The organism is Spirochaeta isovalerica (assembly GCF_014207565.1).
In the GTDB taxonomy this organism is placed as follows: domain Bacteria; phylum Spirochaetota; class Spirochaetia; order DSM-2461; family DSM-2461; genus Spirochaeta_F; species Spirochaeta_F isovalerica.
Genome location: NZ_JACHGJ010000002.1, coordinates 895,088 through 919,480, shown reverse-complemented (window position 1 = coordinate 919,480; position 24,393 = coordinate 895,088). Strand labels below are relative to the sequence as shown.

General features: G+C 46.6%; 26 protein-coding genes. 14 read left to right on the top strand and 12 right to left on the bottom strand.

Annotation, left to right across the window (positions count from 1 at the left end; translation table 11 throughout):
* Positions 1-12: 12 nt before the first annotated feature.
* On the bottom strand, positions 13-831 hold the full coding sequence (gene nifH / locus HNR50_RS08930; protein WP_184745999.1) for a nitrogenase iron protein: 819 nt from the start codon (positions 829-831) through the stop codon (positions 13-15).
* A gap of 246 nt (positions 832-1,077) precedes the next feature.
* On the opposite strand from nifH, the gene HNR50_RS08925 reads away from it, so the two are divergent.
* Positions 1,078-1,803 (top strand): NAD(P)-dependent oxidoreductase, encoded by a 726-nt coding sequence (locus HNR50_RS08925; RefSeq protein ID WP_184745997.1) that lies wholly within the window; start codon positions 1,078-1,080, stop codon positions 1,801-1,803.
* On the opposite strand, the gene HNR50_RS08920 is transcribed toward HNR50_RS08925, so the two are convergent.
* The 3 genes from HNR50_RS08920 to modA are packed head-to-tail and all read right to left on the bottom strand — an operon-like array spanning position 1,804 to position 3,923.
* A complete protein-coding gene (locus tag HNR50_RS08920; protein WP_184745995.1) occupies positions 1,804-2,478 on the bottom strand; it encodes an ATP-binding cassette domain-containing protein in 675 nt (224 codons plus the stop codon).
* The gene (modB, locus tag HNR50_RS08915) at positions 2,468-3,148 is read right to left on the bottom strand and encodes a molybdate ABC transporter permease subunit (RefSeq protein ID WP_184745993.1); all 681 of its coding nucleotides are present in this window, start codon (positions 3,146-3,148) and stop codon (positions 2,468-2,470) included. The genes HNR50_RS08920 and modB overlap by 11 nt, the downstream gene beginning before the upstream one ends.
* Positions 3,149-3,158: 10 nt before the next feature.
* Entirely contained in the window at positions 3,159-3,923 is a 765-nt protein-coding gene (modA, locus tag HNR50_RS08910; RefSeq protein ID WP_184745991.1) for a molybdate ABC transporter substrate-binding protein, read from the bottom strand.
* A gap of 173 nt (positions 3,924-4,096) precedes the next feature.
* Here modA and HNR50_RS08905 point away from each other — a divergent pair, with 173 nt between their 5' ends.
* Entirely contained in the window at positions 4,097-4,642 is a 546-nt protein-coding gene (locus HNR50_RS08905) for a flavodoxin family protein (protein ID WP_184745989.1), read from the top strand.
* On the opposite strand, the gene HNR50_RS08900 is transcribed toward HNR50_RS08905, so the two are convergent.
* Positions 4,629-5,276, bottom strand: coding sequence for a cyclic nucleotide-binding domain-containing protein (locus HNR50_RS08900; RefSeq protein ID WP_184745987.1), 648 nt, complete (start codon positions 5,274-5,276; stop codon positions 4,629-4,631). The two genes, HNR50_RS08905 and HNR50_RS08900, sit on opposite strands and share 14 nt — an antisense overlap.
* Positions 5,273-6,310: a 3-dehydroquinate synthase gene (gene aroB / locus HNR50_RS08895; RefSeq protein WP_184745985.1), complete on the bottom strand. Its 1,038-nt coding sequence runs from the start codon at positions 6,308-6,310 to the stop codon at positions 5,273-5,275. The genes HNR50_RS08900 and aroB overlap by 4 nt, the downstream gene beginning before the upstream one ends.
* 81 nt (positions 6,311-6,391) lie before the next feature.
* Between aroB and HNR50_RS08890 the strand changes: the two genes are divergently transcribed.
* Together HNR50_RS08890 and HNR50_RS08885 are read left to right on the top strand one after the other, a co-directional pair.
* The gene (locus tag HNR50_RS08890) at positions 6,392-7,822 is read left to right on the top strand and encodes a BamA/TamA family outer membrane protein (RefSeq protein ID WP_184745983.1); all 1,431 of its coding nucleotides are present in this window, start codon (positions 6,392-6,394) and stop codon (positions 7,820-7,822) included.
* 83 nt (positions 7,823-7,905) lie between these two features.
* Complete coding sequence (locus tag HNR50_RS08885; protein ID WP_184745981.1) at positions 7,906-8,964, top strand: glycosyltransferase family 4 protein; 1,059 nt, start codon at positions 7,906-7,908, stop codon at positions 8,962-8,964.
* A gap of 95 nt (positions 8,965-9,059) precedes the next feature.
* Here HNR50_RS08885 and HNR50_RS08880 read toward each other — a convergent pair whose 3' ends face one another.
* Positions 9,060-9,356, bottom strand: a complete 297-nt coding sequence (locus HNR50_RS08880) for an ArsR/SmtB family transcription factor (RefSeq protein WP_184745979.1) — start codon at positions 9,354-9,356, stop codon at positions 9,060-9,062.
* A 65-nt stretch (positions 9,357-9,421) separates the two neighbouring features.
* Here HNR50_RS08880 and HNR50_RS08875 point away from each other — a divergent pair, with 65 nt between their 5' ends.
* A complete protein-coding gene (locus HNR50_RS08875) occupies positions 9,422-10,567 on the top strand; it encodes a cysteine desulfurase family protein (RefSeq protein WP_184745977.1) in 1,146 nt (381 codons plus the stop codon).
* Positions 10,568-10,569: 2 nt separating this feature from the next.
* Here HNR50_RS08875 and HNR50_RS08870 read toward each other — a convergent pair whose 3' ends face one another.
* On the bottom strand, positions 10,570-11,028 hold the full coding sequence (locus HNR50_RS08870) for a hypothetical protein (RefSeq protein WP_184745976.1): 459 nt from the start codon (positions 11,026-11,028) through the stop codon (positions 10,570-10,572).
* A 202-nt stretch (positions 11,029-11,230) separates the two neighbouring features.
* On the opposite strand from HNR50_RS08870, the gene HNR50_RS08865 reads away from it, so the two are divergent.
* From HNR50_RS08865 to HNR50_RS08840, 6 genes are read left to right on the top strand one after another with little or no spacing between them, the layout of a single operon-like run.
* Positions 11,231-11,677, top strand: coding sequence for a fused DSP-PTPase phosphatase/NAD kinase-like protein (locus HNR50_RS08865; RefSeq protein ID WP_184745974.1), 447 nt, complete (start codon positions 11,231-11,233; stop codon positions 11,675-11,677).
* A 58-nt stretch (positions 11,678-11,735) separates the two neighbouring features.
* Positions 11,736-12,659: a DUF4129 domain-containing protein gene (locus tag HNR50_RS08860; RefSeq protein WP_184745972.1), complete on the top strand. Its 924-nt coding sequence runs from the start codon at positions 11,736-11,738 to the stop codon at positions 12,657-12,659.
* A complete protein-coding gene (locus tag HNR50_RS08855) occupies positions 12,656-13,204 on the top strand; it encodes a hypothetical protein (protein WP_184745970.1) in 549 nt (182 codons plus the stop codon). Before HNR50_RS08860 ends, HNR50_RS08855 begins: the two co-directional genes overlap by 4 nt.
* Positions 13,201-14,154 carry an AAA family ATPase gene (locus HNR50_RS08850; protein WP_221439839.1) on the top strand — a complete coding sequence of 318 codons (954 nt, stop codon included), beginning with the start codon at positions 13,201-13,203 and terminating at the stop codon, positions 14,152-14,154. The genes HNR50_RS08855 and HNR50_RS08850 overlap by 4 nt, the downstream gene beginning before the upstream one ends.
* A gap of 4 nt (positions 14,155-14,158) precedes the next feature.
* Entirely contained in the window at positions 14,159-15,415 is a 1,257-nt protein-coding gene (locus tag HNR50_RS08845) for a DUF58 domain-containing protein (protein ID WP_184745967.1), read from the top strand.
* The gene (locus tag HNR50_RS08840; RefSeq protein ID WP_184745965.1) at positions 15,412-15,888 is read left to right on the top strand and encodes a hypothetical protein; all 477 of its coding nucleotides are present in this window, start codon (positions 15,412-15,414) and stop codon (positions 15,886-15,888) included. Before HNR50_RS08845 ends, HNR50_RS08840 begins: the two co-directional genes overlap by 4 nt.
* Positions 15,889-15,902: 14 nt before the next feature.
* Here HNR50_RS08840 and fabF read toward each other — a convergent pair whose 3' ends face one another.
* The 3 genes from fabF to HNR50_RS08825 all read right to left on the bottom strand — a co-directional run bounded on the left by fabF (position 15,903) and on the right by HNR50_RS08825 (position 20,032).
* A complete protein-coding gene (fabF, locus tag HNR50_RS08835; RefSeq protein ID WP_184745963.1) occupies positions 15,903-17,141 on the bottom strand; it encodes a beta-ketoacyl-ACP synthase II in 1,239 nt (412 codons plus the stop codon).
* A gap of 135 nt (positions 17,142-17,276) precedes the next feature.
* Positions 17,277-18,740 carry a pyridoxal-phosphate dependent enzyme gene (locus tag HNR50_RS08830; protein WP_184745961.1) on the bottom strand — a complete coding sequence of 488 codons (1,464 nt, stop codon included), beginning with the start codon at positions 18,738-18,740 and terminating at the stop codon, positions 17,277-17,279.
* Positions 18,741-18,859: 119 nt separating this feature from the next.
* Positions 18,860-20,032, bottom strand: a complete 1,173-nt coding sequence (locus tag HNR50_RS08825; RefSeq protein ID WP_184745959.1) for a threonine synthase — start codon at positions 20,030-20,032, stop codon at positions 18,860-18,862.
* A gap of 205 nt (positions 20,033-20,237) precedes the next feature.
* On the opposite strand from HNR50_RS08825, the gene HNR50_RS08820 reads away from it, so the two are divergent.
* Genes HNR50_RS08820 through HNR50_RS08810 form a run of 3 tightly spaced genes read left to right on the top strand, consistent with a single transcriptional unit; the run spans position 20,238 to position 22,991 of the window.
* Positions 20,238-20,840 (top strand): anthranilate synthase component II, encoded by a 603-nt coding sequence (locus HNR50_RS08820; RefSeq protein ID WP_184745957.1) that lies wholly within the window; start codon positions 20,238-20,240, stop codon positions 20,838-20,840.
* Complete coding sequence (locus HNR50_RS08815) at positions 20,833-22,212, top strand: anthranilate synthase component I family protein (protein WP_184745955.1); 1,380 nt, start codon at positions 20,833-20,835, stop codon at positions 22,210-22,212. Before HNR50_RS08820 ends, HNR50_RS08815 begins: the two co-directional genes overlap by 8 nt.
* Entirely contained in the window at positions 22,152-22,991 is an 840-nt protein-coding gene (locus tag HNR50_RS08810) for an aminotransferase class IV (protein WP_184745953.1), read from the top strand. The genes HNR50_RS08815 and HNR50_RS08810 overlap by 61 nt, the downstream gene beginning before the upstream one ends.
* Positions 22,992-23,083: 92 nt before the next feature.
* Here the strand turns inward: HNR50_RS08810 and HNR50_RS08805 are convergent, their stop codons facing one another.
* A complete protein-coding gene (locus tag HNR50_RS08805) occupies positions 23,084-24,358 on the bottom strand; it encodes a hybrid sensor histidine kinase/response regulator (protein WP_184745951.1) in 1,275 nt (424 codons plus the stop codon).
* Positions 24,359-24,393 lie beyond the last annotated feature (35 nt).

The window sequence follows — 24,393 nt, the reverse complement described above, 5'->3', positions numbered from 1 at the left end:
TCGCTCTCCTCCTTAGTTGGCAATTCCGAAATCTATCAGCAGCTGTTCCAGATCCTCGATCTCCAGAGGAGTGGGAACGACGAACATCTTGTTTTCATCTATTTTTTTGGCCAGCGTTCTGTACTCGTCAGCCTGACCGTGAACCGGTTCAAAATCGATTACTGTTTTTCTGTGAATCTCGGCTTTCTGAACCATATTGTCTCTGGGGACGAAATGGATCATCTGCGTACCCAGCTTTCTGGCCAGCTCTTCAATCATCTCTCTCTCGTTATCAACCTTACGGCTGTTGCAGATAAGACCGCCCAGACGGACCCCGCCGGCATCGGCATATTTCACAATACCTTTGCAGATGTTATTGGCCGCGTACATGGCCATCATCTCTCCGGAAACGACGATGTAAATCTCTTCCGCTTTCCCCTCACGGATCGGCATGGCGAATCCACCACATACAACATCCCCGAGAACATCGTAGAACGTGTAATCCAGATCCTGTTCATAAGCGCCCAGCTGTTCGAGCATATTGATGGATGTAATGATGCCCCTGCCCGCACATCCGACTCCCGGCTCGGGACCGCCCGATTCGACACATCGGGTTTCGCCGTATCCATCTTTGATAACATCATCCATCTCGATGTCTTCCCCTTCTTCCCTCAGGGTATCGAGAACTGTTTTCTGAGCCAGACCGCCCAGAAGAAGTCTCGTGGAGTCCGCTTTGGGGTCACACCCGATGACCATGATTTTCTTTTTCATCTCCGCCAGACCGGCAACAGTATTCTGCGTGGTTGTGGATTTCCCGATCCCGCCTTTTCCGTAAATGGCTATCTTTCTCATCTTTTTCTTCCTCGCTTAAAAAGGTTTATGACACTGGTAATGCAAGGGATGTGCCAGTTTCGAAAAAGGTGAAATTAAGTGGAGAAAACAGATGTTTTGACAAAAATGTCGAAGAGAATCGGGTACTCAGATCCGATTTGACACAAATGTAAAACCTTTGTTTACAAAGATGTCATGAGATTTTGTCCGGTTTTTCATCTTTGTTAATTTATACTTAAGGGAAAAGAGGAAGGGAGAACTACAGCTATGACAATACTTGTGACCGGAGGTACAGGAGCAACGGGACGTCTTCTTATCAGGCAGCTGCTGGAGAGAGAACACACCGTTTTGGCGGTCGTACGGTCAGCAGAAAGACTGGAAGACGAAATAAGAAATCACCCTAAACTGATAACGATCGAATCTCCGATTCTCGACATGGAAGATTCGGAAATGGCAGGGTATCTCAAAGATTGTGACGGAGCAGCTTCGTGTCTCGGGCACAATCTTACTATCAGGGGAATTTTCGGTCCGCCGCGGAAACTGGTCAGAGATGCGGCGGTAAAAGTCTGCCGGTCTGCCAGCAGCAGAGATTCGGGGCTTCCTTTCAAATTTGTTCTGATGAACACAACAGCGAACCTGAATAGAAATCTCAATGAAGAACGAACTTTCGGAGAATCACTGGTAATTTCTCTCATGAGGCTTCTGGTGCCGCCCCAATCAGACAATGAAGAAGCCGCAGAGTATTTCAGGAAAGAGATAGGAAATGACAATAAATCAATTGAATGGGTTGCCGTTCGGCCCGACACTCTGATCGATGAACCGGATCCCGGAGACTATGATCTCAGTGCGTCACCAGTGAGAAGTCCTGTCTTCAATCCCGGTAGAACGAGCCGAATCAATGTGGCTCATTTTATAGCGGAACTTCTTACCCGAGAAGACCTGTGGGAAGAATGGAAAGGACAGATGCCCGTCATCTACAACAGAGATAAATAATCAGCCGATTTTAACGGCATTCTGCAGGTTGAATTTTCTACAGCCGTTCAGTCCCCGCCCGGAAAGGCGGTACAATCTGTCGCTCAGAGTAACAAGATCCTCTCTGTCATGACTGATAACCAGAACCGGAATATCGGTTTTTTCTCCCAGTTCCCTGATCGTCGCGAGGATTGAACTTCTTAGGCTGTAATCAATAGCATTAAAGGGTTCATCGAGTAAAAGCAGATCGGGAGTGCACAAAAGGGCCCGTCCTATAGCGACCCGCTGCTGTTCTCCCCCTGAAATTCTGGCAGGCTTTGATTTCAGCAGCGGCTTCAGATCGAGAAAATCGACAATTTCATCAAAAGACAATCCCGTTTTCGCGGTATAGGGAATGCCGAACAGAAGGTTGTCCCGAACTGTCAGATGGGGAAACAGAAGCCTGTCCTGAAAGACATAGCCGACTCGCCTTTTGTGAATGGGAACGCTGACCTTTCTACCCACATCGGCCAGGACTCGGTCATTAAGCCGTATAAAGCCGGATTCCGGTTTCTCAATTCCAGCTAAAAGATTGAAAAACGATGTCTTACCCGAGCCGGAAGGGCCGAAAATACCGGTTATCCCCTTGCCGAATTCACCCGATAGATGAAGATCAAATTCCCTCCTTGCCAGTGTGAGATCAAATTCAAGACTCATGATTAATCCTCCCGGAGAGATGTGATGACAGAAACAGGGATCCGAAAGAGATGGCTATGGAAATGAGAACCAGCAATGACGCCTCTTTTTCCTTTCCGGGAATCTGCAGAAATGAATAAACCGCCAGCGGGATCGTCCGGGTTTCTCCTTCTATATTGCCGGCGAAGGTGATTGTCGCTCCGAATTCTCCCAGACTGCGGGCAAACCCCAACAACAGACCATTGATCACCCCCGGGAGGATCAGAGGCAGGGTTATGCGCATAAACAAGGAAAAACCGCCGGCTCCCAGAGTCATGGCGGCCAATTCCAGCCGGCGGTCCACCATGGCCATGGCCGTCCTGATACTGCGGATAATAAGCGGAAAAGAGACAATCATTGAAGCGAGAAGAGCCGCCGTCCAGCTGTATGCAAGCGATCTACCCGTAACCGAATAAAAAAACGAACCGATGATTCCCTTTTTCCCCAGAACAATCAGCAGAAGATAACCGGTCGTGACCGGCGGCATAACCAGGGGGAGATTTATAATACCCTCTATAAATGGAGATTCTCGCTTGAGTTTACGTTCCAGATAATAGGCGGCGATCAAGGCGACAGGCAGATTCAGCGCTATAGCCGCAAAACCGGTCTTTACCGAGAGAAACACAATTGTAGAAATACGCGATAAGTCCAATGGAACTCCTTCAGTTCACTGACCGGGTAAAACCGGAATCTTCAATCATCTCTTCGACTTCAGCAGCTGACTGAATATACTGGAAAAAAACTCTGGCTGCTTTCCCACTGTTCCTGAGCAGAACACAGTAGTAACGGATCGGACTATGCGATTCCTCAGGAAAAAGGGAAAGGATTTTTACCATCTCGCTCTTCATGGCATCCGATAGATATACAATCCCGAGATCAGCCTCATCGAGTTCCACTACGGATAAAGCGGCCCGCACATTAGGCGCGGGAAGAATTCTCGGCTTCAGATCCTCATACCATCTGTAATATTTCAAAGCCTCTTCTCCGTATCGTCCCGCCGGAACATGGTCCGGATCTCCCATGGAAAACCATCCTTTGGAAATCTCCGGCAGATTCGTGTTTTCATCAAGTTTGAAGGGGTCAAGAGATGAATCTTCAGGTGCAATAAGAACCAGACGGTTTCCCATCAGCAGCAGGATTTCCTCCGTTACCCCGAGATCTCTGACAAAATCCATCCAGCTCTCAGAAGCGGAAATATAAATATCCGGTTCGGCGCCCTGCTCTATCTGACGGGCCAGCATTCCGCTCGATGCGCTGCTGATGCGGACCTCGCTTCCGCCGTCTTTTCTGAACTGAACGGAAATGCCTTCCATAATATCCGATGTGCTGGCTGCGGCAAAAACAGTAATCGTTTCACTATCATTTTTGCCGGAGCAGCCTGTCAGCATTGCAGCAATAAGAAGTATCAGAACGGGATATCTTTTCATGAAATCTTTCCCCTTAAGGAAAAGAAAATGCAAATTGCGTGCCATCTGCTAAAGAGAGAATAAGGCAGCAGGAAGAAAAGCAGTGCCGGTCTTTTTGACATTTATGTCATTTTACGGAATTTTCTTTTCACAGATGTTATAAGATACCTGTATGATTAAATCGGAGGAAAATTATGAAAAGCGTTGTAGTCTATTACTCACATACGGGAAATAACAGATATCTCGCCGAAAAAACAGCCCTGGCTTTAAATAGCGAAGCCATTGAAATTCACCCGAGATTTTCCGCCTTCCCCTTTCTGGTTCTTTCATCGCTGACAAAGTTAAGCTCGGGTATCAGAAAAATCGATAAAGACTTCAGTTCATATGATTCGGTGATTCTCTGCGGACCTATCTGGATGGGGCAGATCGTCTCCCCGCTCAATGATTTTCTGAAAAAATACATAAGCCAGATTAACAGACTGCATTTCATAACATGCTGCGGCAGCAAAGACTCAACAAAAGAGGATAAGTTTGGCTACAGTCACGTATTCAGAAAACTGAAAGAGATGATAGGTAAAAAAGCCGGACTTATGGAAGCATTCCCCATCGAATTGATTTTACCGGCTGAAGATAAAGAAAATGATCAAGCCATGATGGAAGCCCGACTGTCCGATAGGAGTTTTAACGAAGAGATTAAAGCAAGACTGGAGGCCTTTGCGGGAAAACTTACTGCATCCTGAGAATGATACGCTTCTCGATGAATACATGAGTATCATCGTCGGAACCGGGGACCCTGTGAACGACTTTCCTCTTTATCAGTCCGGCTATGGCATTGGGAATGGAGCTCTCGGGAATCCCCAGATGCCTTGACGCCCACTTGGCAAAATCATCGACAGTGATCATAACGCCGTTATTAGCGGAAAGGTCAGTCATGGATCCCGTATGGCTGAAATAGTCTCCAATCCCGAGAAAAACCTGCTTTTCGATATCGGAACCCATAACCTGTTCAACAAGAAGATTTGTTCGTCTCAATCTTGTCGCCAGTACTTTGATCATCCTGACGGCAAAATCTGAATTCTGTTCGATCAGTGTCATAAAGGCGTTCTGATCCAGGGCCAGAAGCTTGCAGTCCGTCACGGCAATAGCCGAAGCTGACCGGGGCTTCCGTTCCACCATGGCCATTTCTCCGAAAAAGTCTCCCTTTTTCAAAGTGGCCAGTGTCGTTGTGGATTTCTCGGTTGTCTTTTTCCGGATTTCCACCTCTCCCTCAACAATGAGAAACATCTGATTTCCCGAATCACCTTCCCTGAAAATCATCTGCTTCGAATCTATATTCTGTATAAACTTGTTAAAAACGTTGCCATTCAGTTTCACTTGTCACCTGCTGATTCCAGATTTCTATTCAGAACCTTCAGTATAATATTTCTATCTACAGCTCTGATCAAAGTCTTTTCAATTCTTTCCTGAAGAATGAAATTCACAATTCCCCCTTTCTTCTTCTTATCCTGACTCATGGCAGTGATAAGTTCATCGGGGTTAAATTCAGCATAAAGTCTGAAATTATATTCCTCAAGCATTTTTCGCACTTCAATTGCATAATAATTGTCGGTAATGCCCAATTCCACGCCGGTTTCCATAGCCATGAGCAGTCCCCAGGCAACAGCTTCGCCATGAGACCAGGAACTGAAGCCCGAAACGGATTCCAGAGCGTGGGCGAAAGTATGGCCGAGATTGAGGGTGGCGCGGACCCCGGTTTCGCGGAGATCCTCTTCTACGACCCGGCCCTTAACCATGATGCAGCGCTTTATTATATCTGTCAGAATCTGTGGGTCTCTGGCCAGCACCGACTCTCTATTCTCTTTAAGAATATCAAAAAGTTCACGGTCGCCTAGCATGGCGGTTTTTATGACTTCCCCCAGTCCGCTCAAATACTCCCGTTCGGGGAGTGTTTTCAATAATTCGGGACAATATCGTACTTCCGAAGCCGGATAAAACGACCCGACCATATTCTTGTATCCTGCAAAATCGATTCCCGTCTTCCCTCCCAGAGATGCATCGACCATAGCCAGAAGAGTCGTGGGAACAAGAATAACCGAACAGCCGCGCATGTATACCGATGCGGCAAAAGCTGTCATATCACAGATCACACCGCCGCCGATTCCGGCGAAACATCCGTCGCGCCCGTATTCGGCTTCGACAGCCTTTTCGAGAATCTGTTCAACTGATGCCCAGTTTTTAGCCTTCTCCCCCGGTGGGAGAATGACTGACTGACGCTGGCTGCGGTTGGGAAAGAGGTGGGCCGTATTGTCATCAAAAACAAGCAGCGCATCTTCGAGCACTTCCTCGGGTGAACAGAAAAATGTTCTGGTTGTATAAGGTCCGAAATGGAAAGTACGAATATCGTTCATAGGGGAAAGTATAGACAACAGGCTTTCTTTGCACAAGCTTGTTTATCGGAGTTCTGTGTGTTAAATTATCCTGATATGTATATGAAAATGACAATATTCAGAGTGCTTTTGATCCTGTCCGCCTTAATCAGCTTTCCCATAATTCTTTCTGGAAACAGCATGACTCAGCCTGTCGTCGTTTCCGAAATAAGTACTGAAATCGATGGCTCAACTAAGAGAAGCGCTCTTTTGCGAAAAATCGATCTGTTCGAAGGAATGAGATTTGATTCTCTGGAAAGCTTAGCAGAGTATATGGATTCAGCTGTTCAGGATCTTGTGAATATGAGGGTTTTTGAAGAGGTGGACTACAGCATTGAGAAAAAAGATGCCCAGAGTGAATCATGGGAATACAAAGTCAGTCTACATATAAAAGATTCGATAACCTTCTATCCCATCCCCTATCCCAAATACAATTCCAATACCGGCGGACGTCTGGGGCTGCATCTCTATTACTACAATATGTTCGGAACTCTTATTGACGGAGACCTGTCAGGCAATATCGACATTATAAAAGATGAGGAAAGCGGCCGGATTACGATTCCGGGTTGGCATATCACGCCGCTAATAGAAGGTATACCCATAGGAAATATGGATATTGATCTCAAATACAGCCACAAGTTCATAACAGACAGCCCCAGAGGAGATCTGGTTCTTCCTTCGGAAGTCATTCTGGAAAATACCATAATAAAAAAGGACTCCTACCACAATGACAGCGTCAGCGCGGGAACGGAGATATCCATTTCCGACGATTTCTATTACAGGATGGCTCCAGAGATCGGATTCAATTACGCCGTAACCGGGTTTAAAGCAGATCAGGCGACCGGAGAGCTCGTGCCTTATGAAGCAACTCCCGGGGAGAATCCCGATCTGGATATCATGTATTTCAACTGGAACCATTCGCTGGGATACGACTCGGTTGACTGGATCGGAAATTTCAGAAACGGCTTTGCGGCGGAACTGAAAAACACCTTGACTCTATCGACGGACTTTTTACGGGAAGCCCCTCTCCATTTCTCTTCGTCGATTGAGGGGGAAGTTAAGTATTTCTGGAGAATAAACAAACATTTTGATCTTTCCGCTCTGGCCGGTGCCATGATTTCTTTCAACAGAAGAATGGAGGATCTGGGATCGAAGATCAGGGGAGTGCGGGACGAACAGCTCTTTGGAGACAAAGCCCTCTTCTTCAGTCTCGACCTGAGCATATCAGCCATTGACTGGGACGGCATAGGAGAATTACTTATAATTCCCTATTTCAATCTGGGATATGTCAGAAACGATATGATCAGGGATTATGAAATGAATTTTGCAGAAAAGGACAGTTTTGTCTACGGAACCGGTCTTGATGTTGTTCTGTATATCGATAAACTCAATGCCCTCACTTTAAGGGGTACTGTGGGGATCGATCTGGGGCAATACAACTGGGACAGCGGTGATAAATGGGAAATCGATATAGATACTTCTCTTTCCTACTGATTACTTTTACGTCAGAACTGGATAAATCATTTTATGTGTTGTATAGTTACTCAATCGTTTTTAATTAAAAAGAGGACTTCTCATTGAATAACTCAATAATTCTTCTGATTGGAATCGCCACATCTTTTGCCTTTCTGATCAATCTATATTTGACTCCAATCCTGATTTTTCTTTCAAGAAGACACGGCCTCTTTGATGAAATAGATCACAGGAAAATACATACCGAAGATACTTCCAGGCTTGGCGGCATTGGCATATTCACATCCTTTATGATTTCCGCTTTCGTCTCTCCCTTTCTGGTCAGAATGCTGACAAAAGATTCTTTTATCTTCGTAATGGGAAAAATCAATATACCGCTTTTGATCTTATCAATTGCCATAATATTTACAACTGGTATTCTCGATGACTTTGCCCAGGTGAGGGCCCGTTACAAATTGGTGGGACAGGTTCTGGCATCAATCGTCGCAGTCCTTGCCGGAGCTCTTATTACACAAATTGAAATCCCCTTTATTAATTATACAATACAATTGGGATTTTTCTCCGTACCCTTGACTATTCTCTGGCTCGTAGGATTGTCAAATGCACTGAATATGATAGACGGTCTTGACGGTTTATCTTCGGGAATCGGGATCATCGCATCTATGATTTTCGGTTTTGTTTTTCTGATTAACGGCCAGTTTATCTCCGCTATCATATCTTACTCTCTCGTGGGAGCCTTATTCGGATATTTGTTCTTTAATTTTCCCCCGGCCAGAATTTTCATGGGAGATTCCGGTAGTCTGCTGATAGGTTTTCTTCTCGCCTTGTTACCGATCGCGACCTCCCCGGACAGTCCGAGTTCTCTGGTTCTTCCTATTACAATGCTGATTATTCCGATATTTGATGTGGTAGCTGCCATTTGGAGAAGAAGCCGGGAGAAGAGAAACATATTCAGTCCCGACCGCCATCATATCCATCACAAGCTTCTTGATATGGGAATGAAAAACAGGACAATCCTTGCCATAGTCTACGGACTCAGTCTCATTCTGGGAATTGTCATAATAATTTTCGAATCGACCGGCTCACATAACTTTTTCCTGGTTTTATCCAGCTGGCTAGTGGTTGCGATTCTTTTCATCGTCCTTCACTATAAACAGAAATAAAATAGATGAAAAAAAAAGCATCGGGATTGAATCCTGATGCTTTTTTATACCCCTATAGTTGGGGTGTCATACAAATTTAATTGAATATAATCAGCTTAATTATCCATCTCATCCACTTCAAACCCCTGAATGATCTTCTGAACGAAAGGGTCGATAATTTTATAGATTCTTCTGTTGCCGTCGGTTTCCGATTCTACGATATTTCTGTCTTTAAGGACAGCCAGATGCTGAGAGATAACAGGCTGGGGCAATTCCAGACATTTCCAAAGGTCGGAAACACAAGCGTCTTCTCTTTCGATTAGCAAAAGGATCTGGAGACGGAGAGGATGACCACAGACTTTTAACTTGTGTGCGAAATCTTCTAATTCTTCAACTGAACAGCATTTTTCCATAATTGGAAATCATATATCATAATTGCGATATATACAAGTTTTATTCAAGGTATTATTATAAACCTATGATATATCTAGACTGGGCAGCCACAACGCCCCCGTACCAGGAAGCCATTGACGTCATGGCCAATACAATGAAGAACATATACGGCAACCCCTCTTCCGCCCACGCACCGGGTCTGGAAGCAAAAGCTCTTCTCAATGAATCGCGGAAAAAATGCGCGGAAATGCTGAACTGTAAAGCCGATCAGATTATTTTCACATCCGGCGGTTCGGAATCCAATAATATGATTATCTACTCTCTTCTAAAAACAAGAGACAAAGGAGAGATCATCGTCTGCGGCCTGGAACACCCCGCTGCCGGACTTCCGGTTCAGAATATGGCTAAAATGGGCGCTAAAGTGAAACAGCTTAACCCCGACAAAGCCGGTTTGATCCATCCTGAAAAACTGGCTAAGGCAATTAATGAAAAAACCCGCATGGTTATTGTTATGCTTCTCAATAATGAAACCGGAGTCATTCAGCCACTAGAGGAACTTATTGCTGTTGTGAGAGAGGCCGAAATAAAATACGGAAGACCGATCCACTTCCATTCCGATATGGTTCAGGCTCTGGGAAAAATCCCGGTCGATCTTCAGAAATATAATGTAGACAGCGCGTCATTCAGCGCGCATAAATTCGGCGGACCGAGAGGAATCGGAATCCTCTTCCTGAAAAAAGATAGAGAGTTTTTATTTTTGGGAGGTGGACAGGAGCGGGGAATGAGACCGGGAACGGAAAACCTGGCATCAATTGCTTCCATGACAAGAGCTCTGGAACTTTCCCTGCAGGAGGATCATAAATCCATGAAAAAACTGATGGATTTGCTTCTCGAAGGAGTTTCTGAGATCCCGAATGGTGAAATTCTTCCCCCGGAAAGAGTTTCCCGGAGAGAAAATTACTGTGATTATATTCTATCCCTCTCTTTTCCTCCCGTTCCCGGTGAGGTTCTGGCCAGAGTCCTCAATGAAAAAGGTTTTGCCATTTCAACCGGCTCCGCCTGCTCGACAAATAAAAAAAGTAAAACAGCTGCTTTGACAGTTATGGGTTTTGACCGCAGAATTTCATTTTCTTCAGTCCGGGTCTCAATCGGAAGGGATACGACATTCGAAGAGGTTGATGAGTTTTTAAAAACTCTTGGAAAGACGGTCGAAGAGCTGGCTGTTATCTGATTCTAATCAAAGGTATCAAGGAGTTCTCTGTATATAGACAGGAGAGCCCGATGGGAAGCGCTGCCAATATGGGCATCGATCAGAACATCTTTTCTCTCCCGTTTAAACCAGTTGTAGAGACGGAGGGCTCCTTGAGAGGGATTCTCTGCAGCCGAGGCAATTTTCAGTAAAGCTTTAATCTCTTTGTAATCCATGAAGATGTGCTCCTTACCGATGCAGAGATTAAAAAATTTGCCGTTTTTCAGCTGCTCGAAATAGATTGCCTGATCCTTTTCAGGAGAATTATGAATAAGGGATTCATTCTGCTGCGACAGTTCGCGGTTTTCTTTATTTCTTTCTCTGACTTCCATATTATAGAGAAGAACGCCGGCCTGTTCCCGAATAAAGGCCAGACTTTCCAGATCGAGCTTTTTCAAAACCGAACTTATCTCAGAGATCATTTTTTTATGTTCATCGCTCATAGGCTTATTATAGACCGGAAATGCCTGAAAACCTTATGATACAGATTTTTTCCGGAACTCATGCAGATCCTGATAAAACTCTGTCTCAATTAAAGACAATAATTTTCAAATATTTTAATAAATATACTTTACATTATATATGAACTTTATTATATATAGAGATGTAATTTAGATAAGAATTTATTGATTAGAGGTTTATTATATGAATAACAAGGAATTACCCCGTTTTTACAATCACGATGAAAATTTTGCAACCGGAGCACAGCCGAGTGTTGAAGGCATAAAGCTTCTGAAAGAGAAAGGATTTACTGCTGTTGTCAATATTTCTCCCGTGTCAACTCCCAACTTCCTCCCCGGAGAAGGTGGTCTTGTCGAAGGACTGGGTATGGATTATGTTCATTTTCCCGTGGATTGCTCGAACCTCAGGGATCGTCATTACAAAATGTTCTCCGCCATTCTCGATGGTCTTGAGGGAGAGAAAATCTTCATCCACTGCGGCGGCAATATCAAATCGTCCAGTCTCCTCCATATGTACAGAGTTATTGAAAAAAAGGTCGATGAGAAAGAATCTCTCGATGAACTCCTGAAAATTCAGAACCCGGAACAGAAGTGGTTCGACTACTTTAAACGATTCGGCATGGCCGGATAATCTTTCCAGAATCAAAGGCGCTGTTGTCTTTCGGGAATTTTCCCTGTACAATTTGGCTATGCGCCGTTCCACGCGCTCCGGAATGCTTTTCGGAGCGTCTGTTTTTTTAATCATCCTGCTTATCTCATCTATCGGGGAACCGGAGTTTCATAACGGACACCCTATATCCTCCCATCCCTTTTCTCAGTCGGAAGGTGTTTCTGATCTCATAGCCAGATTTTATGAGATTTTTCAGAGCCAGGCCGGATTGGTCCGGGATGCCAATATCGGGATCAGAAAGATATTTTCACTCTATGCCGTCCCCCTGTCAATTGCCGCGCTTATCTTCCTGGCGCTTATGCTGATGGTTTCAAAAAAAGTCAGAAGATTTTTTATAGTCCGGGCACTTATAGGTCTGTCTCTCATCATTTTGATTCTGCCCATTTTTTATTCTTCAGCCATAGAGGAATCCGAAGATAAACACGGAGAAATGATTGTGACCGATATGGGCGAGGATATCATGGGAGAGGAACTCAATAGCCCGGTTGAAAAAAATGAAATCATTGCTCCGGAAATATCCAGGGAATTATCATGGTTTATCTCTTTCCTTATTATATCGTTCTTTATTATCGCCGCTTTTTTTATTCAGAGAAAAGTCCGGCATTTCCTGAAAGAGAATAAAGACAGAACCCTGTTGACTGTGACGGAGAATGCTCTTGATTCCATGAAAAAAGGATCGGATTATAGCGATATCATTCTCCGCTGTTATGACGAAATGATCATCTATGTAAAAGAGAAAGCGGGAATTGTCCGATCGGCATCCATGACTCCCCAGGAGTTCAGCAGGCATCTGGAAATGGAAGGACTCCCTTCAAAAGAGACCAGATGTCTCACGGCTCTTTTCGAACAGGTCCGCTACGGTTCAGCCCCGCTCTCCCGTGAACAGGAAAGCAGCGCTGAAAACTGTTTGCGCTCTCTGGTGAAAGCGCTGGAGGACCGATGAAAAAAACTCTCATCGGTTTCACTCTGCTCACAGCCGCCCTGGTTCTCGCCTGGTTTTCACGGGATCACCTGACGGCCGTGATTGTCATCCCCTTCATACTGGGGCTTTATAAGCTGGGATTACTGATCGACACACTGCCTCAGCTCCTCTGGTGGATTTTCACAGTCATTATTTCTTTCTCTCTCCTTTTTACAACTGTCCGGCTGCCGGGACTGCAGTTGATAAGAACAAAAAAAAGAAAATATCCCGGCGGAAAGCTCGATATGCTGGACGGATTGATCAAAGAAACGGAAAAAGGCAGTTCCTGGTCGGGTCAGCAGCTCGCTCTGCTTCTTATAAACATTTACAGGAGATCCGAGGGATTACCGGAAATCAATATACACAAACTGAAGCAGCAATATGACGGCAAAGAGATCCCCGATGAGCTGAAACCTTTTTTAAGGAGCCAGTTTGATGGAATGAAAGTCAAAAGCAATACAGCGACGAGATTATCTCTGGAAAAAGCCGTTAAATATCTGAAGATAAAAGAAATGAGGGAAGAATGATGATTGATGTGAAAAGCAGCACAGCCGCTATTATCGATGAGATAGAAAAAGGCGTTATCGGGAAAAGGGAAGTTCTTGAAGAATTAATGGCAGCCGTCCTGAGCGGGGGACATATCCTTTTTGAAGATTTTCCAGGACTGGCCAAGACGCTGATCGCCAACAGCCTGGCTTCATCTCTGGGACTGACCTTCCGGAGAGTGCAGTTTACACCGGATCTGCTACCGGGTGACATCACCGGCGGTTATATATTCAACAGGATGGAGAGCCGCTTTGATTTGAAAAAAGGGCCGGTTTTTACCAACATCCTCCTGGCCGACGAAATAAACAGGGCATCTCCCAAAACCCAGTCGGCTCTGTTGGAAGCCATGCAGGAAAAACAGGTGACCATCGAAGGAGATACCTATCCCCTCCCCGATCCCTTTATTGTCATTGCGACCCAGAATCCCGTTGAGTACGAAGGAACGTTCCCCCTCCCGGAAGCGCAGCTGGATCGTTTTATGGTCAGGCTGTCAGTCGGATATCCCACGGTCGCAGAGGAAAGAGAAATCCTCAGCCGGCGGAGAATCCGGAAAACAGATGAGGTGGCCATTGAAGCCGTGACAGACAGCGCCGCTTTAAAAGAGATGAGAGATGTTGTAGAGTCTGTCCATCTAGATGGCGACCTGGAAGAGTATATCGTCAAACTGATAGCCGGGACGAGACATGATCAGAGAATACGGGTAGGCTCAAGCCCCCGCGGATCACTGGCTCTCATGAAACTGGCCATGTCCCATGCGGCAATCGCCGGAAGAGATTATGTTCTCCCCGACGATATAAAAAAATATCTGATTCCGGCTTTGAGCCATCGCATTATGCTTGAACCTGATTACTGGATGAGAAAACACGCGGCGGAAGACATTCTCACAGCCATAGGAAAGAATATACCCGTACCGGTTCTGGAAAAAAGGTAGTACTTTGAGCCGCTATTATTCCCTGGTTCTGACAGCCTCTATTCTCTTAATCGCCTCGCTGATGACCCGGACCTCTTTTCCGCTCTACCTTATGCTCCCTCTCCTCTGGAGGTTTATCAGAAAAGATACTCCGGAATTCTGCCCTTTTGAAGTCGAGAGGGATATTAAGGAAAAACGCCTTATCCGCGACGGGGAAACTGATATCATTCTGACGGTGAGGAATCGGGGGAAGAAGGCGGCCAGGATCCGCATTGTAGAACAACTGCCTGCCGGTCTCGCGCTTACTGAAGGCGATACAAATCTTTTTACCAAACTGAAAGCCGGGGAATCGGCTGCTATGAAATACCGGATCCGCTCAGGGAGAGGTCGGCACCGCTTTGCAGCTGTGAGAATAACTGTATGGAATGCAATGGGACTCGAAAAAAGCGAATATGAAATCGAAAAGGAAAGCGAAATCATTACCATGGCTACTACCGGACATTTGAGTTCCTTGCCTATCAATGTGAGAAAAACGCTTGTCTTTGCCGGCCTTAATCCTTCGGGCCAGGGGGGAGACGGGGTTTATTTTCACGACGTGAGAGAATACAGACCGGGAGACCCTCTTCGCCATATCCACTGGAATGGCGTTGCGAAAAATCCCGACAAACTGATAACCCGGGAGTTCGAACAGGAAAGGGTTTCCGATATCGGCATCATTCTGGATGCGCGAAACGATGCTTACTATCAGTACGGTATCAACACTTATATCGAAGAGACTATCGATGCCGCTGCAGCGCTGAGCGGGATTCTTCTGAGCCTTCAGAACAGAGTGGGACTGATGATTTACGGTCGTTTTCTCGATTGGACCATGCCGGGATACGGGAAAATGCAGCAGGAGAGAATCCGTCGGGCACTCTCTTCGGTAACAACAGGAAACCATCATGTTTTCAAAACTTTGAAAAATCTTCCGACCAACCTTTTTCCTGAAAGATCTCAGCTTATATTCATCAGCCCTCTGCTGGATAGCGACCTGGAATTTCTCAAACGGCTCAGAGGTCGGGGATATGCGATAATAGTGATCTCTCCCGACTGCCTATCCCGGACTACAGACTCATATGATCCATTAACACGGGAGATCGCTTCAATACAAAGGAATATGCTATTGAAAGACCTTGAGAGATCGGGCATTACCGTGCTCAACTGGAACATGAAGCACAGTATGGAAAAGCTGATCCAGCTGAACAAGGGAAGGCTGCGCATGGCTGTCAGGGGGAAATTATGATAAGATTGGCCAGATATGCCTATATTGGAATCAGCGGATTGCTGCTATCGCTTTCGCTGCTTAAGACTCCCTCGACGGCGCTTCCTGTTATTGCCGGAGCCCTGGCATCAGCCTGGCTTTTTTCTCCCCGGTTGAAATCAGCCATCCATTTCGCGATTCTTCCGATTTTTACCGGAGGAGTTCTTCTTGGCTATCTATTCGGAGGAAATACCTACGGACAGATCCTGCTTTTCCTCTTGATTCTGACAGCCTGGGAAATAGACGGTCTATACATGGATAGTAAAGGATGTGTAGACAAAGAGGCGGAAATCAAGCTGATCCTTCCTTTGATAATTCTTCAGGTCATATCAATGGTGGCCCTTGCAGCCCTCTACGCCTTTATGGAAAACAAAGGGCTCAGAATCGGATTCTGGCCCCTTGTTATCATTGCGATTAGTTTAATTGCCCTTCTACGCAAACTCTTCAGCAGTTGAGGAAACTTATTTTCTCATCTCACTTTTCCAACAATAAGACTGGAGTTATGTCCGCCGAAACCGAAGGAATTGGACAGAGCGTAATTGACCTCTCTTTCAACAACTTCCCTGTTGATGCAGGATACAGCCACATCGGGATCAAGATTCTCGATATTGATGTTGGCGGGGATTTTATTATCCATCACCGATTTTACAGCAAATATGGCTTCCAGCCCGGCTGTCGCTCCGAGAAGATGACCGTGCATTGATTTGGTCGATCCTACGGAAAGACGGCTCTGATCATCGCCGACCAGTTTGTAGATTCCCTTGGACTCACCGATATCACCGAGAGGAGTCGATGTTCCATGGGCATTGATATAATTCAGCTCCGATGGATCGATCTTCGCCATCTCGCAGGCGGATTTCATAGCCTGATAGGCTCCGTTTCCTTCGGGATCGGGCATAACGAGGTCATAGGCGTCTCCCGACATCCCCACGGAGAAGAGTTCGCAGAGAATCTCAGCGCCTCTCGCCTTCGCGTGTTCATACTCTTCGAGAATCAGAACCGCAGCGCCTTCGGCGATTACGAATCCGTCGCGTCCTTTATCATAAGGTCTGGATGCTTTTTCCGGCGTATCGTTGTAACTCGTGGAAAGAGCCCGCATTCGTCCGAAAGCTCCCACGATCAGCTCATTGACCCCGCTCTCCGTTCCTCCGGCCACCATAACATCGGCCTGTCCCGACTGTATGATCATCAGCGCCGTAGCTATCGAGTGATTGGCAGTGGCGCAAGCGGTCTGCATGCTCATATTGGGGCCTTTGAATCCGTACTCCATACTGAGAAATCCCGCGGCGATGTTTCCGATAGTCTGGGGTATATACATAGGACTGATTCCGCTGATGCCTTTTTCGTTAAGGCCCGTGACATTTGTTACAGCCGCGTCGATACCGCCGAGGCCGCTTCCCAGGGTAATTCCCACTCTCCAGGGATTCTCTTCGACGGAAAAACCGGACTGGGTTTTGGCTTCTTTTAATGCATGGGCCGCATAGGCGACAAAATCATCGAGACGGTTCCCTTTCTTGGGATTTATGTACAGGTTCTCCCTGCTGAAGTCTTTTACTTCCCCGGCGACCTGAGAGGTGCATCGCGATGGGTCAAAACGTTTGATTCGGGCAATACCGCTCTCCCCTTTTAATACTTTGTCCCAGGTTTCATTGACATTATGGGCCAGAGGATTGACGGTCCCCATCCCTGTTATTACGACTCGTTTCAAATTGATCTCCTCAGGTATGAGTTGTTTTTCAAGTACTAATACCTTACTTCAGTCAGCACTTTTCTGCAAATGGTTTCCCCGACAAAAAGAAAGCCCCGGCGCAAACCGGGGCGGAAAAGAAGAGGAATATAAATTCTATTTCAGTAAACCGGTTTTATCGTTGAAGTCATTGATCAGTTCATCGATCCTATCTACCTGTTCAAAAGTCTTATACCAGTAGTTATCATGATCGTACCACTGAGCGTTGAGCTCTGTGAGTTCAGATCCCTGCTGTTCTATCCAGGTGTAATATTTCAGATTGTGGATGGTCTTTCTGTCGTAGTAGGAAAGCTCTTTCGTGTTATCGTAAGTCATGCCGTGGAGGAGTTCGATATCTCTCTGGGCATCGCCTTCGGAGTAAACGCCTCTCTCTTTTTCCAGCTCCTTGATTCTGGAACCGTAGAGTTCCATGGAGTCTGTCGCAATTGTCACAACATAGTCATCGTTAGTCAGTTCGTTGTATTTGGCGAACTTGATTGCTGCCAGAACATTGGCTACGCCGGAGATTCCCAGGAAATCAAGAGCTTCAACAAGTTCGGGATTAACACCCTGATCTTTAAGAGATTTTCTTCCCACAGGCTCATTGAAGAGACGGATAAGTCTCATGGCTTTCTCATCGTCAACGGCGATTACGAAGTCCGTATCCTTGCAGTCGTGAACCCAGGGAACGTGCTTGTCGCCGATTCCTTCGATTCTGTGGCCGCCGAAACCGTTATTGAGCAGTGTGGGGCACTGGAGAGCTTCCGCAGCAGCGATTTTGGATTTGGGGTATTTCCGCTTCAGGTAATATCCCGCCGCCATTGTTCCGCCCGAACCTGAAGAGCTGATGTATCCGGCGAATCTCTTGCTGCCGGTCACATATTTCTGAAGCAGCTCATCGACAGCCGCACCGGTCACGTTGTAGTGCCACAGAGGGTTGCCCAGCTCGTCGAACTGGTTGAAGATTTTCAGATCTTCTCCGGAGTTTCTCAGTTCATGGCATTTATCAAAGATTTCCTTTACGTTGGACTCGCATCCGGGAGTGGCTATGACTTCTCCGGCTACTTTTTTCAGCCAGTTGAATCTCTCTTCAGACATCTCCTCGGGGAGAATGGCGATGGAATCGCAGGACATGAGAGCCGAGATATAGGCACCGCCCCGGCAGTAGTTCCCGGTGGAAGGCCAGACGGCTTTTGTTTTTGTGGGATCGAACTGACCCGTAATCAGCTGGGGAGAAAGACAACCGTAGGTAGCTCCTACCTTATGAGCTCCTGTAGGCATGTATTTTCCGGAGATCACAATTATGTTGGCTTTGATGCCAGTGAGTTCCGGAGGAAGAACATAGTGGTTGACGCCACCGTAAAGTCCTCCGCTTTTCTTCGGTTCGTTTTTCCAGGTGATCCTGAAAAGGTTGGCGTGGTCCACATCCCAGAGGCCGATATTTTTCAGCTTGTCTTTGATTTTCTGAGGTACTGTTTCGGGATTCTTCATCATCTCATAGGTGGGAAGAACGATTCCCTGCTCTCGGAAGTACTTAATATTGGAATCCAGTGTTTTCTGATCAATTGTCAAATCTATCATCTTTTCTTTTCTCCTTGCATTATTGTCGAATTAGATCGGTCACGATGCTGCTGCATCCCCCGCTCTATCTATATTTTCGAATAAGAACGGGTCCTGATGCTACGCATCCCCCGTTTTATCTAGATCTCATCTATTGAACTGATGGAATGTTCGGGCATTCTTATGCCTTTCAGTGCCGTTGCCGTATCTTTCAGACCGTTGCCCGTTGCCAGAATGACAACCGATGCATCCTTATCCAGTTCTCCCGCGACCTGCAGGAATCCCGCCCAGGCCGTTGCTCCCGCCGGTTCGGTAAAAAGACCCGCTGACGCTGATAAATCCGCCTGCGCAGCTATGATCTGATTGTCGCTGACCCGGATAAACCGGCCTTTGTTGCTCCGGACCTTGTTCAATGCGTAAACACCGTTTCTGGGTACATCAACGCATATCGAATCGGCTACGGTCGCTGTGGGAAGATTGGTAAACCGACCGTCCCTGTCGGCCCGGTACAGCGCATCGCTACCTTCGGCCTGAACGCCGAAGATCACAGGAATTCTGTCAATGATTCCGAGCTTTTTCAAATCCTCGAAACCTTTGTATATTCCCCCGATGATACATCCGTCTCCCACTGAAACGAAAAGATAATCAGGAGCCTTTCCCATCTGTTTGAATAACTCAAGGGATACGGTCTTCTTCCCTTCTATTGTCATGGGATTGTAGGCTGTGTTGCGGTTCATGCCGCCGGCTTTTCTGGAATAGGCCATGGAAAAATCATAAGCCAGGTCGTAATTACCTGCCACTTTATAAACGTCCGCTCCGTACTGAAGGGCCTGGATAATTTTGGCAGGCGGTGCTGTTTCCGGCAGAAAAATGGTTATACGCTGTCCGGCCGCAGCTCCTATACCGGCCATGGAAGACCCGGCATTACCTGTCGAAGCCAGAACGATGTTGTCGATGCCGTTCTTTTTCGCAAAGGCGGAAACAAGCCATGAAGCCCTGTCTTTAAAAGAGCTTGTGGGATTCGCTCCGTCATCTTTGATAAACAGATTGGGAAAACCGGTGCGATTTCTCAGATTTTCCGGTTCCCAGAGAGGTGTGTTACCTACAGGAGAGGGAGGAAAATACTCCTTCTCCACAGGCAGCAGCTCGAACAAGTCAAATGAACTGTCGGCTTTTCCGGTCAGCCTGACTTCGAGAACGCCGGCCAGAGGCTGATCGGCCTCCTGCTTCTCCGCGCAGACAGGGCAAACCATTAGGTCCGCTTTTATATCGTAGACCCGGCCGCATTCGCTACAGATATAATCGAATTTCATTCTATCGTCTCCTGGAAAAATTGCTCATAAACTGACAGTTCCGTCGAGCATTAAGCCATTCTATCATGATCTTTTCCTGCTGTGAAATGTTTTTTGTTAAGATTATCAGACAATTTGATTTTAAGACAGGAAAATCCCCTTTGCAAGCCCCTGAAGCAGATTCTTTTACTTTTCCAAAAGCCTCCCCTTCTGCTATATTCACCTTATGTCAAAATCGATTTTAATAATGGACAACTACGACTCCTTTACCGAAAACCTGAGGCACCTGCTTTTGAAAGTCCGTCCGGAATACAGCTTTTCCGTTCACAGAAACAACGACAGATCAGTTTTCGATCGGCAGTGGGACGGATTCGTCATTTCCCCGGGCCCGAAAAGCCCTTCTGAAACAGGGATTCTCAAAGAGTTTTTCGAGAAGGTCGTCCTCCCCCGCAAACTGCCGGTTCTGGGAGTCTGCCTGGGGATGCAGTTTCTCGCCTGGTTCTACGGCCTTGCAGTCTCTCCCGCTGACGATGCGAGACACGGAAGGACTGTGGAAATGTCTGTGAAAAATACCGATATTTTCAAAGGTCTGGGCAGGACGCTCAAAGCCATGCGTTACAATTCGCTGGCCATAGACGCCACGGTCAGGGAAATCGAAGAGAAAACAGATTTGATAGTTACTGCTGTACAGAGCGAAGGAGATATGATAATGGCTCTTAAACATAACAGTCTCCCTTTTACCGCCGTTCAGTTTCATCCCGAAAGCTTTCTGACGGAAAAAGCCGAATCCATGATGGAAAATTTTTTCAGAGATTATATCGATGGCTGAATACAGAGAAACCCTTATCGGCCGCCCCTCCATTGAAGCGCTTTTCCATATAACGGATACCTACAGGGGAATTTCTCTTTTTTCCTCCAACTGCGGTGATGACCGGGAGTATACAGGAATCAATCCCCTTATCATTCTGACTGAAGGGGAACTTCGGCAGGGCCGTTCCTGCAAAGCGATTTCCGACCCGATGAAAGAACTGGACCGACTTGTCGAATACTATTCGGACCTGCCTGACGAAGCGGCGCTCCTCGGATACATATCCTATGATTTCAAGGACAGACTTGAGGAACCGGGGCTCTACGGGAAAAGAAGCCAGGGCATCTTCGGCGATTTCTACTTTGCCATCTTTGAACACTATATTCTCACAGACCGAAGCAGAGAGAAAGGAAAGATCATCTCTCTTACCTTCCCATTTGTCCATGATTCGCTTCCCTTGGAAAAGATCCCTGAATTGCTCAAGTATAAGATAGAGCACCCCGGTCCCGAAGAGGCTCCAGCGAAGGAGCTGACCCATTATAAAGGCACCTCACTCGATAAAACAGATTTTGAAAACGCCGTAAAAAAGACAATAGAATATATCAGACAGGGAGATATTTACCAGGCCAATATCACCCGGACCATCTCCGGAGAATCAGAGCAGAGCGCGCTTGAGACGGCAATGGAACTGTACAGGTCCAACAGAATCACATACGGCGTATTCGCATCGATACCCGGAGGTCATGTCATCAGCACCAGTCCGGAGCTGTTCTTCAGAACCGGAGACGGGAAAATATCAGCCTCGCCTATCAAAGGGACAATTGCCAGAGGGCGTACCCCGGAAGAAGATGTGCGAAACAGAGACGATTTGCTCCAGTCGGAAAAAAACAGGGCGGAACTGGCCATGATTGTCGATCTGCTCCGAAATGATTTATCGAAGGTCTGCAGGCCGGGAACCGTCGACGTTCCGGAATTTCCCCTGCTGATGACTCTCGACAACGTATTCCACCTGTATGCCGATGTAATCGGTGAAATCCTTCCGGAAACGGGAATCGGTGAAATCCTGAAGAAAACCTTTCCCGGAGGCTCAATTACAGGTTGTCCGAAAATACGGGCCTGCCAGATAATCGATGAGCTTGAGCCAGTCCCGCGGGGGATTTATACAGGCAGCTTCGGCCGTATCGGGTTTAAGGGCGATGCGGTTTTCAATATTATGATCCGTTCCCTGTTCCGCTCGGAATCCCGTATAATGTTCAATGTAGGCGGAGGGATAACGCTACTCTCCGATCCCGGGGAAGAGTATGAAGAGACCATACACAAAGGAACGCATATATGGAAAGCAGTGAACATGGAAGAGATAGAAGAAGAGCGGTACTGTACAGGGGAGAGCTGAGCGATCCCGCCATTGTTTCCAATGCCCTTTCCCCTTTTTTTAATTACGGGTTGGGCTTTTTCGAAACGGTTCTTTATGACGGAGGAAAACTTCATCTTTTCGACAGACACCTCGATCGGATGAAAAACACTTGCAGGGACTTTTCCGTAAAGGTGGATTTCAGTGAGATTACAGAAGAAAAGATTCTCAGATACCTGGAGAGCCAAAATCTGACGGAGCACTGCTCACGGGTTAAAATTCTTTACGCCCCGGTCAGTGACCCCGCCCGATGGGATACGGTTGTCTCGGCAGCCCCCTACACCCGCCCCGTGAACGACTTTGTGCTTTCGGTCCATGACGAAGTTCGCGATACGGTATTAAACCGGTACAAATCACTGAATTACAACTTCAACCTCCATTGGAGAGATCATTACCGGCAAAAGGACAAGAGCGACGAAGTCCTTTTTCTGAATCGATACGGAAATATTCTGGAAGGGTCTTATACCAATATTCTGCTTATTAAGGGAGACACGCTTTTCTATGCAGGTAAAAATCAGAATTATCTGAAGGGAATCATGCAGAATAGAATTCTTGAAGCCGCTTCAAAATCGGACTGGCGAATCGCGGGGCTCGAAAAGGGGATCGATCTCGAAACACTGCAAAGCGCTGATGAGGTAATGGTATGCAATTCTCTGCTCCTGATAAAAAAAGTCGGGAAAATTCTTCGGGACGATGAAGTCTGGAAATGGGACACACAAAGCGGACCGTCCCGGGGAGACAAACTGCTGGAACTTATCTGAGACAAGGAAAGCCATCAAAGAATCAGACTATGCCATGCATGATTTGAGATGGTTCTGATGGAGGGGATCCGTCAACCTCCGGAGTAAGACACTCACTTTTCAATAGTAAAATGGAATTTCGTCCCTTCCCCCGGTTTGCTTTCACAGGTGATCTGGCCGCCCAGTTTCTGCGTTACCAGATTGTAAACGATATTCATTCCCAGCCCCGTTCCGCCGCTGGCCCTTTTTGTGGTAAAGAATGGATCGAAAACATGATTGAGATGGGATGGTTCGATACCCTTTCCGTCGTCGCTGTAGGTAATATCAATCAACCGCTCTTTTTCAAAAACATCGATTGTGATATTTCCCTCATCATCTTCATCAAAAGCATGAGTAAGGCTGTTAACGATAAGATTAGTCAGTATTTGAGAAATAGCGCCCGGAAATGTGTCGACATTCAGTTTCCCAGGACAATTAACTGCGATTTTGTGTTTGGTCACTTTAATTTTCGGGTGGAGACTCATCAGGATTTTATCAATATATTCACCGAAATCGATAACCCTCTTGCCGCCGGTATTCTGATCGACCGAAACCTGCTTGAACCCCTGGATCAGCTGGGCTGCGCGGGAAAGATTCGTCAGAAGTATCCGCGAAGCTTCCTTAGCCGTGTCTAGAAAATTCTGAAGGTCTGATTTCTTCATCTGCTCGGACTGAAAGAGTTTCTCGAAATCTCTGGTCGCCGTTTCCATATGGGATGCCGCGGTAATGCCGACGCCCACAGGAGTATTGATTTCATGAGCCACCCCGGCGACAAGGCCTCCCAGTGCAGCCATTTTTTCCGATTGGACCAGTTTCGCCTGGGCTTCCTTGATGACTTTGATGGACCTTTCCAACTCGGCGGTTCTCTCGGCGACCCGTTTCTCCAGATCTTTGTTCAGTTCGAAGAGTTCCCGGGTCCTCTTTTCGACTTCTATCTCCAGCCCTTCCTTGTAGAGTCTGTTATTGCGGATCAGTTCAGCCTTTTCTATTACCATCTCAACGGATAATTCGAGTTCCGCCAGATCGTAAATCGGCTTCATGATGTAGTTCCACGCTCCGCGGGACACAGCTTCAATGGCATCTTTAATGACGCCGTTTCCGGAAACGACGATGAGTGGAGTTTCAGGCTTCTCTTTTTTTACGACATCGATAACTTCGAGACCGGATATTCCCGGCATATGAAGGTCGCACAGAATGACGGTTGGCTCCTCATGGCGGATGGCTTCAATCCCTTCCTGTCCGTTGACGCATTGTATGACGTCATAACCGCTGTCTTCGAAAAAATCGGAAATACTTTCCCTTACAATTGAGTCGTCATCGATAATCAGCATTTTTCGGAGCGTATCCATAATTCAATACTAAGATTTAATATTTACTATTTCAA

Bases quoted from the DNA above. Each gene is read 5' to 3' on its own strand.
- HNR50_RS08810 (WP_184745953.1), top strand. From the start codon at position 22,152: ATGGAAAGCAGTGAACATGGAAGAGATAGAAGAAGAGCGGTACTGTAC.
- HNR50_RS08865 (WP_184745974.1), top strand. From the start codon at position 11,231: ATGAATAACAAGGAATTACCCCGTTTTTACAATCACGATGAAAATTTT.
- HNR50_RS08805 (WP_184745951.1), bottom strand. From the start codon at position 24,358: ATGGATACGCTCCGAAAAATGCTGATTATCGATGACGACTCAATTGTA.
- HNR50_RS08825 (WP_184745959.1), bottom strand. From the start codon at position 20,032: ATGAAATTCGATTATATCTGTAGCGAATGCGGCCGGGTCTACGATATA.
- HNR50_RS08905 (WP_184745989.1), top strand. From the start codon at position 4,097: ATGAAAAGCGTTGTAGTCTATTACTCACATACGGGAAATAACAGATAT.
- HNR50_RS08875 (WP_184745977.1), top strand. From the start codon at position 9,422: ATGATATATCTAGACTGGGCAGCCACAACGCCCCCGTACCAGGAAGCC.
- HNR50_RS08815 (WP_184745955.1), top strand. From the start codon at position 20,833: ATGGCTGAATACAGAGAAACCCTTATCGGCCGCCCCTCCATTGAAGCG.
- HNR50_RS08870 (WP_184745976.1), bottom strand. From the start codon at position 11,028: ATGAGCGATGAACATAAAAAAATGATCTCTGAGATAAGTTCGGTTTTG.
- HNR50_RS08830 (WP_184745961.1), bottom strand. From the start codon at position 18,740: ATGATAGATTTGACAATTGATCAGAAAACACTGGATTCCAATATTAAG.
- HNR50_RS08860 (WP_184745972.1), top strand. From the start codon at position 11,736: ATGCGCCGTTCCACGCGCTCCGGAATGCTTTTCGGAGCGTCTGTTTTT.
- HNR50_RS08890 (WP_184745983.1), top strand. From the start codon at position 6,392: ATGAAAATGACAATATTCAGAGTGCTTTTGATCCTGTCCGCCTTAATC.
- modA (WP_184745991.1), bottom strand. From the start codon at position 3,923: ATGAAAAGATATCCCGTTCTGATACTTCTTATTGCTGCAATGCTGACA.
- HNR50_RS08840 (WP_184745965.1), top strand. From the start codon at position 15,412: ATGATAAGATTGGCCAGATATGCCTATATTGGAATCAGCGGATTGCTG.
- HNR50_RS08920 (WP_184745995.1), bottom strand. From the start codon at position 2,478: ATGAGTCTTGAATTTGATCTCACACTGGCAAGGAGGGAATTTGATCTT.
- HNR50_RS08855 (WP_184745970.1), top strand. From the start codon at position 12,656: ATGAAAAAAACTCTCATCGGTTTCACTCTGCTCACAGCCGCCCTGGTT.
- HNR50_RS08820 (WP_184745957.1), top strand. From the start codon at position 20,238: ATGTCAAAATCGATTTTAATAATGGACAACTACGACTCCTTTACCGAA.
- HNR50_RS08850 (WP_221439839.1), top strand. From the start codon at position 13,201: ATGATGATTGATGTGAAAAGCAGCACAGCCGCTATTATCGATGAGATA.
- nifH (WP_184745999.1), bottom strand. From the start codon at position 831: ATGAGAAAGATAGCCATTTACGGAAAAGGCGGGATCGGGAAATCCACA.
- HNR50_RS08880 (WP_184745979.1), bottom strand. From the start codon at position 9,356: ATGGAAAAATGCTGTTCAGTTGAAGAATTAGAAGATTTCGCACACAAG.
- HNR50_RS08925 (WP_184745997.1), top strand. From the start codon at position 1,078: ATGACAATACTTGTGACCGGAGGTACAGGAGCAACGGGACGTCTTCTT.
- aroB (WP_184745985.1), bottom strand. From the start codon at position 6,310: ATGAACGATATTCGTACTTTCCATTTCGGACCTTATACAACCAGAACA.